Below are 16,043 nucleotides of genomic sequence, written 5' to 3' on the forward strand. Positions count from 1 at the left end.
ATTGCGGCGACCGCCGGGTAGAGCGGCCCTTTCAGCCTTTCCAGCTCGCCCCGCGCGACGTCGCGGTACCAGGGATTGCGGTCCCTGACGGAGACATCGGCAAAGCCGGCCCGGCGCATCGCCTGCGCATAGCGGGCCGGCGACGCCATGGCGAAGGACAGCCTTCGGCGGCGACATAGGCCTTCATCTCGGGCGACGGTTCGCCGTCATGCGAGATCATCCAGTTGGACGCGGCAAAGACGCCGCCCGGCTTCAACACACGGAAGACCTCGGCGAACAATGCGTCCTTGTCCGGCACATGCAGCAGCGCATCCTTGGAGAAGACGACATCGAATGCATGGTCGGTGAAAGGCAGCCGCCCCGGCGGCGCCTGGATGAAACGGACGCGATCCGAGAGCCCCCGCGCCACCGCCCTTTGTGTGGCTGTCTCGATCACTGGTCGTTCGACATCGAAGCCGGTGGCGTGGAAAGCACCATGGCGCTCGACCAGATGCAGCGTGATGCCGCCGGAACCGCAACCGATGTCGAGGATCGTCTTGCCCCGAAGCGAAAGCCCCTCGATGACCCGGTCGACTTCTTCCGGCCCGCCCGGCGACAGGTAGCCATCGCCCCACAGCGCCTCGAGGAAGCGGATGGCGGTGTCGTCATACTCCGGCTCGGCATCTGCCGTTTCGATCATCGGACCTTGGTTCCATCGGCCGATTGCAGGACTTTCGAATGCCGGCAAAGCGTAGCGCATGGGCGAGAAAACGCAACACCATTTGTTGAACATTCATTCAATATGGCTGGATAAAATGGCGACTGCCGTGCCATCCGCGCCGACCGCTTGCGCATGCCCGACGAGATCGGCCTCGGTTTCATGATCGATCTGGAAAAGGTCCATTTCAACGGCCGTCGCGCCATCCTCGAGGCACGCGCCAAGCGCAAGCTGCGGCATGTGCTGGTCGGGCTCGAGATCGAAGGCAACATCCCGGCCGAACACGCCATCGTCTATTACAGAAAGAGCCAGGAGGTCGGGCTGGTCAGCGCCGCCATGTGGTCGCCGATGGCCAAGCGCAACATCGCCATCGCGTCGCTGGCGCGACCATATGGTGATACTGTCGTCGGCGACCTCTGGGTCGAGATCTACGCCATGCGCGAGTTGCAATACCAGAAGCTGATGAAGCGGGCCAAGGTGGTGCCTCGCCCCTTCATCAAGCTCGACCGCCGCACCGCCAATCCGCCGGCGGACTTCTGATCATGGTCGACGAAGCCAGCAACCGGGATGACGATGAGGAAGCCGCCGAACAGTGGGAGTTGGTCAACACGCCGCTCGGCGAAAAATGGTCGGGCCGCACACGCTATGCCGCCGCCATGTTTTTCTACAAGCGCGGCGAGATGAGCGCCGAGACACTGGAAGTCTACCGCATCTGTGCACGGCTCGATTCGGAAAACCCGCTGCCGATCATCCGCGATCGCGGCGTCGGCAAGGACTGGCTGAAGCGCATGGGGTTCGGCTGAACTGCCTATCCTATGGTTCTTTCCAGCATGGCCAGCCAATTGCGGTAAGCGATCTTCTCGATCAGCGCCTGCCCGAAGCCGCGCGCGGCGAGCGCATCGATGAGCTTCGGCAGGCCGGCGACGTCGCCGATGGTGGCCGGGATCATGGCCCCGTCGAAATCGGAGCCGAGACCGACGCCGTCCTCACCCAGCGCCTGCAGCAGGGAATCAATGTGGCGCACCAGGATGTCGAGGCCGGTGTCGGCATTCATCCTTCCGTCCTCGCGCAGGAAGCCGGTGGCGAAGTTCAGCCCGACCATGCCGCCGGTTTCGCGGATCGCGCCGAGCTGCCAGTCGGTGAGGTTGCGCGAATGGCCGCAGAGCGCATGCACGTTGGAATGGGTGGCGACCAGCGGCGCATCGCTGAGCGCGGCGACATCGCGAAAGCCCTTCTCGTTGAGATGCGAGAGGTCGATCATGATCTTCAACTCGTTGCAGGCCTTGACCAGCGCCTTTCCGGCATCGGTCAGCCCGGGTCCGGTATCGGGCGAGGACGGGAAGCGGAATGGCACGCCATGGCCAAAAGCGTTCGGCCGGCTCCAGACGATGCCGAGCGAGCGCAGGCCCGCGGCATGCAGCACATCGAGCATGGCGAGTTCGGGATCGATCGCCTCGACGCCTTCGATATGGAACACCGCCGCGATCGACCCTTGCGCCATGGCATTGCGGATATCGGCGGCACTGCGGCAGACGGTGAGCGCGCCGGCCCGTTCCAGCCGAAACAGGATCGATGCCATGGCGATCGTCGAGTTGAGCGCATCGTTGCGCGGAACTTCCGGTGGCAGCGGTTCGCTGTCGCTCGGCGCCGAGGGAACAGCGATCCGCCTGGTTTTCTCGACCGGGGGTGGAAAGATCGCGAACATGCCTCCCGCGAATCCACCTGCCTTGGCGCGCGGCAGATCGATATGGCCGCCCGCCTTGCCGTCGGTGAACAGCTTTTCGACATCCGTGTCCTTGGACTGATAGAGCCTGAGCAGCGTGTCGTTATGGCCGTCGAAGACGGGAACCAGGTCGGGTGCGGTCATTGGGGGATCATTCGATTGGTTTGTCGGCGCGGCGGGCTGCGATGTATCATACCTACTTAGGCAAGATGCGCCACAAGGGCAAACTGCAAAGCCGTCCCGTTGAATGGCAGTGGTCTGTCGTCATTTTTCGGATCGAATAGACGCCGACCGTTCCTGGAGCGGTTCACCGGTTCACGGAAACGCCGAACCGCTCTATCTCGTCGTCTTAACGCAAATTCCCAGGGAAAGCGCTACGCGCTTTTCCCGGGAAAACCGTTTCACACGTTTCGTGGAATTGCTCTACCGCTTCAACACGTCGGCCCATTCCGGGTGGCGGCGGAACTGAGAGTTGGCGAACGGGCAGAGCGGGATGATTTTCTTGCCCGCCGCACGCGCATCCTCGACGGCGCGGGTGACGAGCCGAAGCCCGGCACCCTGGCCGCGAAACGCGTCCGGCACTTCGGTGTGGTCGATGATGATCTGGTGCTCGCCGATTTTGGTGAAGGTCATCTCGGCCTCGGCGCCTCCGGGCCCGCGCAGGACATAGCGACCCTTGGACCCGCGATCCTCCAGTTCGACCCCGGGCAGTTGATCGGACATCGCTACACTCCTTGACTGACACCGGCCAAGAGCCGCCGTGCCGCTTCGATTTCGTTCGGCCGCACCTCGTGCCCGCCATCGTGCCATTCCACTGTGACATCGGCGCCGTCGGCACGCAAATAGGCTTCGAGCCGGCTGGTCAGGTTCGGCGGACATATCGGATCGCGCTTTCCGGCGGTCACCAGGATGTAACGGCCGGCAAGGCTGCCCTCGACCTTTGGTTCGAACGGGATCAGCGGATGCATCAGCACCGCGGCGTCGAGCAGCGATGGTGCCGCGAACACCACCGAAGCCAGGATGTTGGCGCCATTGGAGTAGCCGAGGCCGAACACGGCCGATGGCCTTGCCGCATCGACATGAGCTTTGACGAAGCCTGCCATCTTGTCCGTCGCCCGCGCCAGATCGTCCATATCGTAGACGCCTTCGCCCGTGCGCCGGAAGAAGCGCGCAGCACCTTGTTCGGAAACATCGCCGCGCGGCGAGATGATGGTGGCCTGGGGCGCGAGATCGCGCCCCAGCGACAGGAGCTGGCTCTCATCGGCTCCCGTACCATGGAAGACGAACAGCAGCGGCCCGCCAGGCGAACCGGGCAGCACCTTATGGATATAGGCGTCCTTGCTCATGGCCTCAGCCTTCCAGCTTCTGCAGATGCTGTTCGAGATAGGGTCTGAGATGCTGATGCTGCGTCGGCAGCTTCAGCGCCTCGCCGAGATGTGCGGTATCCTCGTCGCGGTCGAAACCCGGCTCGTTGGTGGCGACTTCGAACAGCACGCCACCCGGCGTGCGGAAATAGATCGCCCAGAAATAGTCTCGGTCTATCACCGGTGTGACACCGTAGCCGGTGTCGATCAACGCCTTGCGCACTTCGAGCTGTTTGGCGCGGTTCTCGACGGCGAAGGCGACATGGTGGACGGAACCGGCGCCGAGATCGGCGAAGGCAGCACCGGGCTGCGATTCGATATCGACGACATCGGCGCCGTTGCCGTTCTTCACCGCCAGCCGCCTGACATTGCCGGATCTATCGACTTCCTCGTAACCCATGAATTTCAGCAGCTCCTCGGTGGCGCCGCCATCCTTCAGTCTGAGCGAAACCGAGTGAAAACCGCGGATCGCCTCGTCGGTCGGAATGCCGCCTTTCGCCCATGGCGCTCTGCCGTCGGCCTTGTCCTCGACCAGGGCGAAGCCATCCCCATCCGGTCCGGCAAAAGCCAGGCGCTTTTCGCCGAATACCTCTTCACGCGACAGGCCGGAGACGCCCTCATCGGCAAAACGCTTTTCCCAATAGGCGAGCGTGCCCTCCGGCACGGAATAGACCGTGGTGCCGACTTCGCCGACGCCGTGGCGGCCTTTGCCGATATCGGGAAACGGAAAATAGGTCATCACCGAACCCGGCGTGCCGGCCTCGTCGCCATAATAGAGGTGATAGACGTCGGGCGCGTCGAAATTGACTGTCTTCTTGACCCGGCGCAGGCCGAGCTTGTGCGTGAAGAAATCATTGTTCTGGCGGGCATCCCTGGCCATCGAGGTAACGTGATGCAGGCCCTTGATCTGGTCGAGCATTTCCTTGCTCCTTCCTTTGATGCTTGTGCGGCCTTCGCCGCTGTCCACGCCAATATGAGGCCCCGGCCGTTTGCGGCAAAGGCGGCAAACACAGGATGGACTGTGCTGCAAAAGTGAACAACGACAAGATTGTCGTTCACCAATTGGCTAAAATGGAAGCCTTGCGTCATTACCGGAAATCGGTTCCATGAGCGGCGCTCGAACATGTCGGAATAAAGGTACAGCAAGTGACTGGAAAAGGCAGGCGTCCGAACGTTCTCCTGATCACATGCGACCAGTGGCGCGGTGATTGCCTGTCGGCCGCCGGCCATCCGGTTGTGAAGACGCCGAATGCCGATGCGCTGGCCGCCGAGGGTGTGCTGTTCAAGCGGCACTATGGGGGCGCGACACCTTGTTCGCCGGCGCGCGCCTGCCTCTACACCGGCCTCTATCAGATGAACAACCGCGTCTGCCGCAATGGCACGCCGCTGGACGCCCGTCACGGCAATATCGCGCTGCATGCGCGCGCCATGGGATATGATCCGACGCTGTTCGGCTACACCGACGTGTCGCTCGATCCACGCTTGCTGGCGCCGGGCGACCCGCGGTTGCGAAGCTATGAGGGCGTTCTGCCCGGGTTCACCGTGCGCCAGTTGCTGCCCGAGCATCAAAAGCAATGGCTGTCCTGGCTGAAGCAGCGCGGCGTCGACACCAGCGCAGGGTCTCCCGAGATCCACCGCCCGGTGAAAGAAGGCGAGGCTGGCGCTGTCAGCAACGCCCCGCCCGTTTATTCGAAGGACGAAACTCCGGCTGCCTTCCTGGCCGGCGAATTCACGCGCTGGCTCGACGAGCAGGAGCAGGCCACGCCCTGGTTTGCGCATCTTTCCTTCATCAGCCCGCATCCTCCCTTCGTCGTGCCGGAGCCATACAACACGCTCTATGATCCGGCCGACGGCCCAGCCTTCCGGCGTGCGGCAAGCTGGCAGGCCGAAGCAGAGAGCCATCCCTACCTCGCTTATGATATCGGTACGCAGAAAAGGGCCAAGTTCCGTCCCGGCACCAGCGGCATGGTGCACGACTGGAGCGACGACGATTTCCGCCGCATCCGCGCGATCTACTACGGCATGATCTCGGAGATGGACGCGCAACTCGGCCGCATCTGGCAAGCCGTCAAGGCCGCGGGCGCATGGGACGACACTATCGTCGTGCTGACCTCAGACCACGCCGAAATGATGGGCGATCATTTCATGCTGGGCAAGGGCGGCTACTTCGACGGCAGCTACCATATTCCGCTGGTCATTCGCGATCCCCGTCAGCGCAAGGCGGCAGGCGGCAGTGTCGATCGCTTCACCGAGGCAGTGGACATCTTGCCGACGCTTCTCGACCTGCTCCACGAAGACCCGGCCCAGCACCTCGACGGTCAATCGCTGAAGCCGTTCCTGAGCGGCCGGAATCCTGCTGTCTGGCGTGATGCCGCGCATTGGGAATTCGATTTCCGCTCGGTCGCCGAAGGCGAGGCCGAACGGCATTTCGGCATCGCCTCGCGCCAGTGCAATCTCGCCGTCCTCCGCACCGAAAAATTCAAATATGTGCATTTCGGCGGCGGGCTGCCGCCGCTGCTGTTCGACCTGGAAGACGATCCGGACGAGTTGAACAACCGCGCCGCTGACCCTGCCTACCTGTCCGTTCGGCTGGAGTTCGCCGAACGGCTGCTCGCCTGGCGGGCCGAACATCTCGACCAGTCGCTGGCACTGGCAGAACTGACGGACCATGGCGTCGCCGGCTATGTCAGCAAGAGAATAGGGCAGTAGGAAGTATCCTACTGCCCTACTGCCCTACTGCCCTACTGCCTCAGCTATCTCACAACCATCCGCTGCTGGTCGCGCCGCTGGGCATAGCTGGCTTTGTCGTAGGCGGTTTGAGCCTCAAGCTGCTCCTTGGTGAAGGTCGTGTACAGGTACTTCTTGCCGTTTTTGTCGGTCATGAATTTAAGGTTGTCCAGACCGACCGCGACCTCCTTCTCGCCGATGCCGAGGAAGCCGCCAACATCGACGATCACCGCGTCGGGCTTGTTGTCGGGCGTCAGCACGACGTCGCCGATCTCCCCGACCACTGCGTCATTGGCGCCGTAGACGGTCGTGCCCTTCAGGTCGTCGCCGCGGATCTCGCCAATCGGCATTTCGGTCAGCGTCGACTTGTCGATCGCCGCCGTCTTAGTCGGGTCTGGCGCCGTGGCATTGGGCGCGGTAGCCGCAGGTGCCTCTGCCGTCTTGTTCGCCGGAGCGGCGGCAGGCGCCGTGGTGACGGTCGGTTCAGTTGCTGCCGGCCCATTGGATGCGGTCGTTGCCGGAGCCGGATCATAGGCCTTGCGGTTGAAGTCCGGTTGCGCCAGCAGCTCTTCCTTGGTCGTCTGGGCTACCAGCCAGCGGTCGCCGTTCTTTTCCGCCCACTGGGCCTTGCTGAAGTCGTAGGTGACATTCTTGGCGCCAATGCCAAGGAAACCGCCAACCCCGATAACCAGCGACTGTGCTTTGCCTTCCTTCGACAGCACGATGTCGTTGACGTCGCCGATGTTCTGCGCATCGTCGCCGGTCCCGTTGTAGACGGTCTCACCGATGATGTTGGTGGCCAGATTGCCGTCCGCACGGTTCATCGGTTGCGCCGGCTGAGCATTCATGTCGGCAGGCGCCTGCGCAGTGTTGGTCGGCGCGGTAGCCGACGGAGCCTGTGCGGTCGTCGAGGCGGCCGGTGCCGGGGCCGGTCCGTAAGGTTTGCTGTCGAACGCCGGCTGCGCCGTCAGCTGGTCCTTGGTTGTCTGGGCAACCAGCCAGCGATCACCGTTCTTCTCGGCCCATTGCAGCTTGGCGTAGTCGAAGGCGACACTCTTGGCTCCGACGCCAAGAAAGCCCCCGACATCGATGACGACTGATTTCGCCTGGCCGTCCTTGTCGAAGACGACGTCGCTGACCTTGCCGATGTTCTCGGCATTGTCACCGGTGCCGTTGTAAACCGTTTCACCAATGATATTGGTGACAATGCTGCCTTCGGCGCGCAGCACCTGTTCCTGGGCGGCGGGCGGTCTGGCAGGTGTCGGGGTTGTCGTGTTCTGCGCATACGCGCCGGTCGCAAGCAGCAACGCCAGCGCGGTCGTGGTTGCAAGATTGCGGATCATGATAGCGTCTCCTCGTCCGTAATTTCATCACGCCGCGTCCGTTTGAACCATGAGCGCCATGAGAGGGCCGGACGCGGCATTCGCTTGATCACAACGTCGTGACAACGCTGTTGTTCCGACGAAAGCCGCCACAGCGTTTGTGCGGGACGGCATTGGCAGACACCGCCGCGAGCAAGTTATGCGGTGACCTCCGGAACTTTTTGCCGCTTGTGCCGTTTCGGCCGATGGTTGGATTGCGTCCAGCCGAGGGTTTCGCAGGAACACGGAGCAGGCATGCGGTTTGCGGCGGTGCTGAACCGGGATGGTGGCACCTTGCGCACCACCGATCTCCAGGCTCTTCGCGATCGCATGCGCCGGGCGCTGGAGACGGCCGGTCATTCTATCGACATCGAGGTTGTTGCCGGCATGGACATCGTACCGGCGCTGGACGGCGTGGTCTCACGGCGCGGCGTCGACGTGGTGCTGGCCGGCGGCGGCGACGGGACGATTTCAGCCGCGGCGGCGCGACTGATGGGCAAGAAAAAGGCGCTGGCCATCTTGCCCGCGGGTACCATGAACCTTTTCGCAAGAGGGCTCGGCATTCCGCAGACGCTCGATGCCGCCCTGCAATCCTTTGCCGACGGCGAGGTGATCGCGGTCGACATCGCTACCGCCAATGGCCGGCCTTTCGTGCATCAATTCTCTATCGGCATGCACGCGAAGATGGTGCAGCTGCGCCAAAAGATGGAATTCGGCTCGCGTCTCGGAAAAATCAACGCCTCGGTCAAGGCGGCATGGGCAACGATCAACAACCCCCCGGCGATAGATGTCACGCTCGGCATCGGCGAAGCCGAGCTGGCGGTGCGCATAACCGGCATCGGCATCACCAACAATCTGTTCGGCGAAGGCCACTTGCCTTATGCGGACAACCCGGCAGGCGGCGTATTGGGCGTCTATGTGACGGTGGCGCGGCAGCGTGCCGAACTGATCAAGTTCTTCTTCAACATGGCGCGCGGCAAATGGCGCGACAACGAGCATGTCGAGATCCATCAGGCTCACCGAACGGTTCTGAAAATCCATTCCGGCGCCAGAAAATTCCGCTCCGTCATGGCCGTGATGGACGGCGAACTGGTCAAGCTTGACCGTGAGACGACGATCGAAATTCAGCCTGGCGCATTGAATGTCCTGGTGCCTGCGCGTGCTGCCCAACCGAAGGCCGCGTGATGCGGTGTGCGGCGACAGCGACCCAGGCTTTAGCCGCTTGGGGCCTGCCCGCTGATGGGCGGCTCGGGAACATGTTGCTCGTCGCTGGCCGGCGTCTTGATCAACACGCCGTAGATCTCGGCGACGCCCCAGGCGGCGAAGACCAGGAGCAATGCGGCAATCAAGATACGCAACCCGCGCCAGCCCCGCCGCCCTTGACGCGCTTTGTTTTCGGGAATGGTCTTGGGCATGGTCGGACCTTGTCTCGTTTCGCGCCAACCGGCGCGCTCGGCAAAACATGGTCGGGTAACGGTTCCTCGCTAGGATGGTTCCGGAAAGCCGGCCGGTCGAATGATGAGGTGGCGAGGACCGGGGCGAGGCATTGGGGACCTGGGTGAAAAGCAAGGCTCAAACATGGGCGGGTCTGCCGACCGAAGTTATGCGCGCGGTCTGCGCCGAGGACCGGCTGGCGGTGCTGCACGGGCTGGAGGTGCTGGACACCGCGGCCGACCCGGATTTCGACCGCCTGAGCGACCTCGCCGCCGCAGTGATGCGGGCGCCGATAGCCCTGGTCACGCTTGTCGACGCCGGGCGGCAGTGGTTCAAATCCAGTGTTGGCCTGGACGAGACCGATACCGTGATCGATATCTCCTTCTGCGCCCACGCCATTGCCGCAGGCGACGAGCCGATGGTGGTGACCGATGCCACGGCGGATGCGCGTTTCAAAGCCAATCCGCTGGTGACCGGCAAGCATCACATCCGCTTCTATGCCGGCGCGCCAGTGGTTGTGGCGGGCGCCCGGATCGGCACGCTGTGCGTACTTGACCGCAAGCCGCATGCCTTTCCGTCCCGCCCCAAGCTCGATCAATTGAAGGCACTGGCCGACCTGGTCGGCAGCCTGTTTACCTTGAAGGACGCAACCCGCAGCGGCGCCATCGCCGAGGCAGCGCTGGCGCGCGAGGAGAGACGGCGTGCCATCGCGCTCGATGCGGCTTCCCTCGCCAGCTGGGCATGGGATACCCGCACCGACATCATCCAATGCGATACCCGGCTGTCGGAACTGTTCAACCTGTCGCGGTCGAACCGCCTGCGAGCACGCGATATTCTCACCGCCATCGATCCGCGTGACGTCTATCAGACCGAAACGCGTTTTCGCGAGGCCTTGACCGGCAGCGACGACTATTTCGGTGAATTCCGGGTGAAAGGCTTCCATCCGCCACGTTGGGTGGCCACGCGCGGCCGCGTCATCGAGCGCGACGGCGACGGCAAGCCGATGCTGATTTTCGGCGTCAGTTATGACATGACCGAGCGCAAACTCGGCGACGAGCGGCAACGGTTGTTGCTGCGCGAGCTCAACCACCGCGTCAAGAACACGCTGGCGACCGTCCAGGCGCTGGCGACACAGACGGTGCGTCACGCCCGCCAGCCGAGCGAGTTCCTCAGAGCTTTCGGCGCCCGGCTTCAGGCCCTGGGCATCGCACACAACCTCCTGTCGGACCGCGAGTGGCGCGGCATCAGCATTCGTGAGTTGGTGCAGATCGAGGTAAAGCCCTTCGACACGGCCGACCAGCCGCGCATGACGATCTCCGGTGACGACCTGCTGCTCTCGCCCGATCAGACCGTCGGGCTTGCCCTGATCCTGCACGAACTGGCCAGCAATGCGCTGCAATATGGATCGATGTCGGTTGCGTCCGGCAAGGTTGACCTTGGCTGGAGGACGCAAGGCAGGAAAGGCGACCGGCGCCTGGTGCTGACCTGGCGGGAAAGCGGCGGCCCGGAGGTTGCCCCGCCGGAGCGCCACGGTTTTGGTTCGATCCTCATCCGGCGCAGCCTGGCCAAGGTCATTTCAAGCGAAGTGACGCATGATTTCCGCAGGGAAGGCGTGTTTGCCGAAATATCGATGCCGCTGGAATATCAGTCTAAGTGAGGGCCGGTGGTGCTATTTCCCCTCCCCGGCATCCGGATCTTCGGCTCCGGACTTCACGTTTTCACGATAGATCGCATAGGCCGCGAGTGCCACGGCCGGGCCCAGAACCACACCGAGGCCACTCTTTCCCTTGAGCAGGGCCGGCAGCAGGGCGAGTGCGGCTGTGATGCCGATCGTCTTCATGTCGGCGCTGCGCCGCCTTGCCTCGCGGCGGGCACGGGCGCCCGACGTCAATCGATGGATCAGAAGAATGAGACCGGCGAGCACCAGAAAGCCGAAGCCGAAGCCGAGTGCCGTCGCCAATGATCCATAGTTTGCCGCCGTCCAGATATAGGCCGCCCCGACCAGGAAGCCGAGACCGCAGAACGCCGCCAGTCCGGCAAGCGCATAGACAATAGCCGCCATGCGCGCGCGGCGCACAGCGGCCAGCGTTTCACCCGTGGCGAAACCCGAGATCAGGGATGCCAGCAGTCCCATCTGGATGGGAACTAGCGGCGCGCGAGCAGCGCGAAGAGGAAACCGACGCCGGCCGCTATCGCCAGCGACGTCACCGGCTTTTCGCGCACGCTTGCCATCACCTGCTCCTCGATGTCCCTGGCGTTGCCGCGCAAGGTGTCAAAGGCAGCTTCGCCCTGCGCGCGCAACTGCTCGACACCCTCGGCCGCCGCGCGGCGCGCAGTGCCATAACCGTGCTCGCCGGTCTTGGCCAACTGCTTGGTGAGCTTGTCGATATCGGCTTTCAACTGCCTGATGTCGGCTTCGAGTTCCGAATTCGTCCGGCCATCGCTTGCGGTCTTCCCAGCGGCAGTCGCCATTGCTTAACTCCTTGTGATTGCTCGATTTCAAACGCGCCGTATGGCTCAAGGTTCCGACATCGGGACAAACTATCCCAAAACGTCTCCGCGCGCACGCGATCCGCCGACTCATGGTAACAGGCGTCTCAAGCGCCTTGCTAGGGATCGAGGCGTCGGCCCATGTCTTTTTTAAATGACAAGACGCCAAATTGCGATCATGAATCCATTGTTCAAGGAGCGATTGCTTGTGGCCCATTTGCTTGACGGATTGCGCATTCTTGTCCTGGAGGACGAATTCCTCATTGCCATGGATGTGGAGCAGCTCTGCCGCGACCACGGCGCCGGCGAAGTGGTGATTGCTCGCGACCTGGCCGAGATCGATGACCGAAAGGTCGTGACGCAGTTCGATGCGGCGGTTGTCGATCTCATGCTCGGCGGCGTGTCGACGCTCGGATTCGCCGCGGGCCTGCGCGAGGCCGGCATGCCTTTCGTATTTGCCTCGGGCTATTCGGATGCCGAGGAAATAAAGGTGTCGTTTCCGGGAGTGAGGCTGGTCGCCAAGCCCTATTCGGGCGAAGACCTGGTGGAAGCGGTCGCGCTGGCCTGCGGGCGGGCATGATCGGATCGAGATGCACCGGCGCAGCGCTGGCCCCCGGCTTGCGGATTGCGCGTCAATGCGCCGCTGTTCCCGTGACCTGAGCCGAGATCGCGTCGGGACCATATTCGTCTTCGCCGGAGATTTTCAGGATCTCCTGCAGGCGCGTACGGGCCCGGCTGACGCGGCTCTTGATCGTTCCAACCGCGCAGCCGCAGATTTCGGCGGCCTCCTCATAGGAGAAACCCGATGCACCGATGAGGATGATGGCCTCGCGCTGGTCCTCCGGCAGTTGTTCGAGAGCGCCCCGAAAATCCTTGAGATCGAGCTGGCCGTGCTGGGCCGGATGCACGGCAAGCCTGGCCGTCATGATACCGTCGCTGTCCTGCACCTCGCGACCGCGCTTGCGCATCTGGGAATAGAATTCATTGCGCAGGATGGTGAAAAGCCATGCCTTGAGATTGGTGCCGGGCTGGAAGCTCTCATGCTTGTCCCAGGCCTTGACCAGCGTTTCCTGAACGAGGTCGTCGGCCTTGTCGGCATTCTGCGTCAGCGACACCGCAAAGGCGCGCAGGCTCGGGATTGCCCCAAGCAGATCGGTCTTGAAGCCTTGGGAGACGGCTGCCATGCCTCAGTCCTTCTTCTGTGCAGGTTCGGCCTTTTCCAGCTGGCTGAGCAACTGGGAAAAGCGATCCGGCACATCGTCGGAGACCAGCTCGTCGTAATATTGTTTGAGTTTGCGTCCGATTTCGGAGTTTGGCCCCAGCGGGTCGCCAGCGCCGTTCCGGCGCCTGCCCATGGCGCCAGTCAAGATGTCTTTCGTCATATTCTTCATTTCGCCCTTGTAATCCCAGCACCCAAGCCGCTCATAGTAACTCAAGACAAGACAAGCGGCACCCTCGTCTGGTTGCCCATCCGGGCGAGAAACGTCGTTCCCGCCCATTCGTTCCATTGGGTGGAACTTTTTCGGACAACCCGCGTTGTTGAAAGCGGGCTTGTAATCAGCTTGATCTATGCAATCACGTCATCTGAGGGAGACGTCCATCATGAGCTTATCCGCCACCATCGCCCCACACCTGCCGTTCCTGCGCCGCTTCTCGCGCGCAGTATCGGGGTCGCAGGAGAGTGGCGACGCGCTGGTCGCCGCGATGCTCGAGGCAATCATCGCCGATGTCGAGATCTTCCCCGAGGCATCGAGCGACCGCATCGCCTTGTACAAGGTTTTCGCCAAGCTCTTCACCTCGGTCGCCATCCGCGTTCCGCAGGAGCAGCCGCAATCGGCATGGGAACAGCGCACAGCCGCCAATCTCAATGCGATCGCGCCCCGGCCCCGCCAGGCCTTCCTGCTGGTTGCCGTCGAAGGTTTCAGCGAGGACGAGGCGGCCGAGATCCTCGATGTCGGCGACCAGGAATTCTCCGAACTGCTTGCCCAGGCGAGCAATGAGATTTCCCGCCAGGTGGCGACCGACGTATTGATCATCGAGGACGAACCGCTGATCGCCATGGACATAGAGGAGATGGTCGAGAGCCTCGGCCATCGTGTCGTCGGAACGGCGCGCACCCATGCCGAAGCAGTGACGATATTCGGCAGGACGCGGCCCAAGATGGTGCTGGCCGACATCCAGCTCGCCGATGGCAGTTCGGGTATCGAGGCGGTGAACGAGATTCTCTCGTCGACGTCGGTACCGGTGATCTTCATCACCGCATTTCCCGAGCGCCTGCTGACCGGAGAGCGTCCCGAACCGGCTTTCCTTGTGACCAAGCCGTTCAATCCCGACATGGTCAAGGCGCTGATCAGCCAGGCGCTGTTCTTCGATCGGCAGGCGAAAGCCGCCGCATAGCCGCTGGCCTTGTCCTGAGGCGCCGCGCGCGCGCCTCTTCTCGAGAACGAATGAGAGCGCACCGAAACGCAACCGCCGGCTGCCGGGTGGCTTCGTGGACGGGTATAATCTTTTCTCGACACGGACGGCCTTCAGGGATCGTCTTTTTCGGCGAACAGTGGAACAAACCGCATCTGTCGACGTTTTTATCGCACCATTCGAAGGAGATGCATCATGCTTTACTGGGCGCTCGTATTTCTCGTCGTGGCAATCATCGCCGGCGCGCTTGGTTTCGGCGGCATCGCCGGCACATCGGCTGGCATAGCACAGATATTGTTCTTCATCTTTCTCGCGTTCCTGATCATTTCGCTTCTTGCTGGCCTGTTCAGACGGGCGTGAGAGGCGGTCGATTTCGAGCGAACACTGGAAACCGCACCCCTCAAACGGTTTCCAGCCACCGCCGGACGGTTTCCCGAAAAGGACATCGTCCGGCGGACCGCTTTTAGGGCCAGCCAACATCGGGCGATCGCCCGCGCTCCGCGCCGATGATATTGGGTCCCAAGGCAAGGGGGCCGGGCGGCAGTCGTGTCTTGGAACCCATTTGGTCGTAGGTCGTTCAGCCTGTGTTGGGCGGACAGATCGAATGATGCGTTCCAGGGCCGGTGACATCCAGAACAACCGACAGGGCGATGAAGTCATCGCCTTGCATCCGGCCGAAAGCGGCATGCAGCTGGGCCGGGCTCTTCTTCATGCTTTGCACAATGCCGGCATCTCCGTCCTCTATCAGGATCGCGAGTTGAAGACCGTATGGGCGCGCAACATGCGTGCGCCCTGGACCTCCGACGAGGCCGACAGCAACGGCATTCTGCCAACGGCACAGGCCGATCGCATCAGCGCCGCCAAACGCGAGGTGATCGCGACCGGCAGTCCGGAGCACCTGGAGATCAACATCCCGGTCGAGGACGGCGTCCGCTGGTTTCAGGTATGGGTCGATGCCGACCGTGGCGACAGCGGCGACGTGCAAGGCGTCGTCACCACCATGGTCGAGACGACCGAGCAGAAACGCCGCGAACAGACGCTGACGACATTGTTGCGCGAGGTCAGCCACCGCTCCAAGAATCTCCTGGCGATCATCCAAAGCATCGCCTCTCAGACCGGGCGCTATTCCGATGGGATCAGCGATTTCCTGATGCGTTTTCGTGGCCGCCTGCAGTCGCTGGCCTCATCACAGGATCTGGTCACATCCTCCAACTGGCGCGGCGCGGCGCTTCGAGAGCTTGTGACCAGCCAACTCGGCCGCTACGGCGCGAACACCTCGCACAACCTCCGTTTTCGGGGGGCAAATCCCTATCTTAATCCCAATGCCGCGCTGCATATCGGCCTGGCCATGCACGAACTGGCCGTCAACTCCGTCAGTTACGGCGCCCTGTCGCAACCGGACGGCTTCGTCGAAGTAACCGCCGATCTGAATACCGCCGCCGGTGCGCTGTCGCTGACATGGGCCGAGACGATAGGAGACTACGGCGGTCACGCCAGCCAGAAGCGCTTCGGCAGCGTCGCGCTGGAGCGGGTGGTGCCCGTGTCGCTGAACGGAACGGCGAAGCTTGACATCGCGGATGGCCACCTCGAATACCACCTCGTCGTTCCGCACGGGAATTTCGAGACCGAATGAACGATCGGGCACGATCCAGGGCTCTTAACCGGCCGTTCACCATGAAGGCGGATGTTGCCTTCCCACATACCGCCGAAACCTGAATGGGCCATCAACCAGTCGACCGTGAACAATCCGGGCTCTAAGCGGCGACCGGCTTGGGCCGGAGTTGGAAGAGAGCGATCAAGAGGGACAAAAAACCCTTCAGCCACCTGAGCAG

19 protein-coding genes and 1 pseudogene are annotated in these 16,043 nt (G+C 62.6%); 9 read left to right on the top strand and 11 right to left on the bottom strand.

All coding sequences use genetic code 11. The annotated features are described in order from the left end of the window. Positions 1 to 31 precede the first annotated feature (31 nt). On the bottom strand, positions 32 to 679 hold the full coding sequence (locus tag NKI49_RS28835) for a class I SAM-dependent methyltransferase (RefSeq protein WP_352607142.1): 648 nt from the start codon (positions 677 to 679) through the stop codon (positions 32 to 34). A 129-nt stretch (positions 680 to 808) separates the two neighbouring features. Here NKI49_RS28835 and NKI49_RS28840 point away from each other — a divergent pair. Both NKI49_RS28840 and NKI49_RS28845 read left to right on the top strand, forming a co-directional pair. After that, positions 809 to 1,237, top strand: a pseudogene (locus NKI49_RS28840) (glycine cleavage T C-terminal barrel domain-containing protein); the annotation flags it as partial. Positions 1,238 to 1,239: 2 nt separating this feature from the next. Then, the gene (locus NKI49_RS28845) at positions 1,240 to 1,500 is read left to right on the top strand and encodes a hypothetical protein (protein WP_352607144.1); all 261 of its coding nucleotides are present in this window, start codon (positions 1,240 to 1,242) and stop codon (positions 1,498 to 1,500) included. 5 nt (positions 1,501 to 1,505) lie between these two features. Here NKI49_RS28845 and NKI49_RS28850 read toward each other — a convergent pair whose 3' ends face one another. The 4 genes from NKI49_RS28850 to NKI49_RS28865 form a co-directional block, all read right to left on the bottom strand. Then, a complete protein-coding gene (locus NKI49_RS28850) occupies positions 1,506 to 2,564 on the bottom strand; it encodes a dipeptidase (protein ID WP_352607146.1) in 1,059 nt (352 codons plus the stop codon). Positions 2,565 to 2,843: 279 nt separating this feature from the next. Next, complete coding sequence (locus NKI49_RS28855; RefSeq protein ID WP_027023432.1) at positions 2,844 to 3,143, bottom strand: GNAT family N-acetyltransferase; 300 nt, start codon at positions 3,141 to 3,143, stop codon at positions 2,844 to 2,846. Between the two features lie 2 nt (positions 3,144 to 3,145). Beyond that, on the bottom strand, positions 3,146 to 3,766 hold the full coding sequence (locus NKI49_RS28860; RefSeq protein ID WP_352607148.1) for an alpha/beta hydrolase: 621 nt from the start codon (positions 3,764 to 3,766) through the stop codon (positions 3,146 to 3,148). 4 nt (positions 3,767 to 3,770) lie between these two features. Continuing rightward, positions 3,771 to 4,703, bottom strand: a complete 933-nt coding sequence (locus NKI49_RS28865; protein WP_352607150.1) for a VOC family protein — start codon at positions 4,701 to 4,703, stop codon at positions 3,771 to 3,773. Positions 4,704 to 4,930: 227 nt separating this feature from the next. Here NKI49_RS28865 and NKI49_RS28870 point away from each other — a divergent pair, with 227 nt between their 5' ends. After that, a complete protein-coding gene (locus tag NKI49_RS28870; RefSeq protein ID WP_352607152.1) occupies positions 4,931 to 6,493 on the top strand; it encodes an alkaline phosphatase family protein in 1,563 nt (520 codons plus the stop codon). A gap of 44 nt (positions 6,494 to 6,537) precedes the next feature. Here NKI49_RS28870 and NKI49_RS28875 read toward each other — a convergent pair whose 3' ends face one another. Next, entirely contained in the window at positions 6,538 to 7,854 is a 1,317-nt protein-coding gene (locus NKI49_RS28875; RefSeq protein ID WP_352607154.1) for a PRC-barrel domain-containing protein, read from the bottom strand. A 273-nt stretch (positions 7,855 to 8,127) separates the two neighbouring features. On the opposite strand from NKI49_RS28875, the gene NKI49_RS28880 reads away from it, so the two are divergent. Continuing rightward, on the top strand, positions 8,128 to 9,057 hold the full coding sequence (locus NKI49_RS28880) for a diacylglycerol/lipid kinase family protein (protein ID WP_352607156.1): 930 nt from the start codon (positions 8,128 to 8,130) through the stop codon (positions 9,055 to 9,057). A 29-nt stretch (positions 9,058 to 9,086) separates the two neighbouring features. On the opposite strand, the gene NKI49_RS28885 is transcribed toward NKI49_RS28880, so the two are convergent. Continuing rightward, the gene (locus tag NKI49_RS28885; RefSeq protein WP_352607158.1) at positions 9,087 to 9,287 is read right to left on the bottom strand and encodes a hypothetical protein; all 201 of its coding nucleotides are present in this window, start codon (positions 9,285 to 9,287) and stop codon (positions 9,087 to 9,089) included. A 188-nt stretch (positions 9,288 to 9,475) separates the two neighbouring features. Between NKI49_RS28885 and NKI49_RS28890 the strand changes: the two genes are divergently transcribed. After that, positions 9,476 to 10,963, top strand: a complete 1,488-nt coding sequence (locus NKI49_RS28890) for a sensor histidine kinase (RefSeq protein WP_352607165.1) — start codon at positions 9,476 to 9,478, stop codon at positions 10,961 to 10,963. A gap of 12 nt (positions 10,964 to 10,975) precedes the next feature. Here NKI49_RS28890 and NKI49_RS28895 read toward each other — a convergent pair whose 3' ends face one another. Together NKI49_RS28895 and NKI49_RS28900 are read right to left on the bottom strand one after the other, a co-directional pair. Next, positions 10,976 to 11,440: a hypothetical protein gene (locus NKI49_RS28895; protein WP_352607159.1), complete on the bottom strand. Its 465-nt coding sequence runs from the start codon at positions 11,438 to 11,440 to the stop codon at positions 10,976 to 10,978. An 11-nt stretch (positions 11,441 to 11,451) separates the two neighbouring features. After that, positions 11,452 to 11,778, bottom strand: coding sequence for an ElaB/YgaM/YqjD family protein (locus NKI49_RS28900; RefSeq protein ID WP_352607161.1), 327 nt, complete (start codon positions 11,776 to 11,778; stop codon positions 11,452 to 11,454). Positions 11,779 to 12,004: 226 nt separating this feature from the next. On the opposite strand from NKI49_RS28900, the gene NKI49_RS28905 reads away from it, so the two are divergent. Further along, entirely contained in the window at positions 12,005 to 12,376 is a 372-nt protein-coding gene (locus NKI49_RS28905) for a response regulator (RefSeq protein ID WP_027023441.1), read from the top strand. A gap of 52 nt (positions 12,377 to 12,428) precedes the next feature. Here the strand turns inward: NKI49_RS28905 and NKI49_RS28910 are convergent, their stop codons facing one another. Together NKI49_RS28910 and NKI49_RS28915 are read right to left on the bottom strand one after the other, a co-directional pair. Beyond that, positions 12,429 to 12,980, bottom strand: coding sequence for an RNA polymerase sigma factor (locus tag NKI49_RS28910; RefSeq protein WP_010911883.1), 552 nt, complete (start codon positions 12,978 to 12,980; stop codon positions 12,429 to 12,431). Positions 12,981 to 12,983: 3 nt separating this feature from the next. Next, positions 12,984 to 13,187, bottom strand: coding sequence for a NepR family anti-sigma factor (locus NKI49_RS28915; protein WP_352607167.1), 204 nt, complete (start codon positions 13,185 to 13,187; stop codon positions 12,984 to 12,986). Positions 13,188 to 13,398: 211 nt separating this feature from the next. On the opposite strand from NKI49_RS28915, the gene NKI49_RS28920 reads away from it, so the two are divergent. From NKI49_RS28920 to NKI49_RS28930, 3 genes are all read left to right on the top strand, one after another. Next, positions 13,399 to 14,193: a response regulator gene (locus tag NKI49_RS28920; RefSeq protein WP_352607163.1), complete on the top strand. Its 795-nt coding sequence runs from the start codon at positions 13,399 to 13,401 to the stop codon at positions 14,191 to 14,193. Positions 14,194 to 14,406: 213 nt separating this feature from the next. Beyond that, on the top strand, positions 14,407 to 14,571 hold the full coding sequence (locus tag NKI49_RS28925; protein ID WP_006203859.1) for a DUF1328 domain-containing protein: 165 nt from the start codon (positions 14,407 to 14,409) through the stop codon (positions 14,569 to 14,571). A 247-nt stretch (positions 14,572 to 14,818) separates the two neighbouring features. Continuing rightward, positions 14,819 to 15,844, top strand: coding sequence for a sensor histidine kinase (locus NKI49_RS28930; protein WP_352607169.1), 1,026 nt, complete (start codon positions 14,819 to 14,821; stop codon positions 15,842 to 15,844). Positions 15,845 to 16,043: the final 199 nt, after the last annotated feature.

The organism is Mesorhizobium sp. M0587 (genome assembly GCF_040320945.1).
Taxonomy (GTDB): domain Bacteria; phylum Pseudomonadota; class Alphaproteobacteria; order Rhizobiales; family Rhizobiaceae; genus Mesorhizobium.

Coding starts and splice junctions, on each gene's coding strand:
- NKI49_RS28920 (WP_352607163.1), top strand. CDS start 13,399: ATGAGCTTATCCGCCACCATCGCCCCACACCTGCCGTTCCTGCGCCGC.
- NKI49_RS28880 (WP_352607156.1), top strand. CDS start 8,128: ATGCGGTTTGCGGCGGTGCTGAACCGGGATGGTGGCACCTTGCGCACC.
- NKI49_RS28855 (WP_027023432.1), bottom strand. CDS start 3,143: ATGTCCGATCAACTGCCCGGGGTCGAACTGGAGGATCGCGGGTCCAAG.
- NKI49_RS28835 (WP_352607142.1), bottom strand. CDS start 679: ATGATCGAAACGGCAGATGCCGAGCCGGAGTATGACGACACCGCCATC.
- NKI49_RS28875 (WP_352607154.1), bottom strand. CDS start 7,854: ATGATCCGCAATCTTGCAACCACGACCGCGCTGGCGTTGCTGCTTGCG.
- NKI49_RS28885 (WP_352607158.1), bottom strand. CDS start 9,287: ATGCCCAAGACCATTCCCGAAAACAAAGCGCGTCAAGGGCGGCGGGGC.
- NKI49_RS28915 (WP_352607167.1), bottom strand. CDS start 13,187: ATGAAGAATATGACGAAAGACATCTTGACTGGCGCCATGGGCAGGCGC.
- NKI49_RS28865 (WP_352607150.1), bottom strand. CDS start 4,703: ATGCTCGACCAGATCAAGGGCCTGCATCACGTTACCTCGATGGCCAGG.
- NKI49_RS28930 (WP_352607169.1), top strand. CDS start 14,819: ATGCGTTCCAGGGCCGGTGACATCCAGAACAACCGACAGGGCGATGAA.
- NKI49_RS28845 (WP_352607144.1), top strand. CDS start 1,240: ATGGTCGACGAAGCCAGCAACCGGGATGACGATGAGGAAGCCGCCGAA.
- NKI49_RS28900 (WP_352607161.1), bottom strand. CDS start 11,778: ATGGCGACTGCCGCTGGGAAGACCGCAAGCGATGGCCGGACGAATTCG.
- NKI49_RS28860 (WP_352607148.1), bottom strand. CDS start 3,766: ATGAGCAAGGACGCCTATATCCATAAGGTGCTGCCCGGTTCGCCTGGC.
- NKI49_RS28850 (WP_352607146.1), bottom strand. CDS start 2,564: ATGACCGCACCCGACCTGGTTCCCGTCTTCGACGGCCATAACGACACG.
- NKI49_RS28925 (WP_006203859.1), top strand. CDS start 14,407: ATGCTTTACTGGGCGCTCGTATTTCTCGTCGTGGCAATCATCGCCGGC.
- NKI49_RS28895 (WP_352607159.1), bottom strand. CDS start 11,440: ATGGGACTGCTGGCATCCCTGATCTCGGGTTTCGCCACGGGTGAAACG.
- NKI49_RS28890 (WP_352607165.1), top strand. CDS start 9,476: ATGCGCGCGGTCTGCGCCGAGGACCGGCTGGCGGTGCTGCACGGGCTG.
- NKI49_RS28910 (WP_010911883.1), bottom strand. CDS start 12,980: ATGGCAGCCGTCTCCCAAGGCTTCAAGACCGATCTGCTTGGGGCAATC.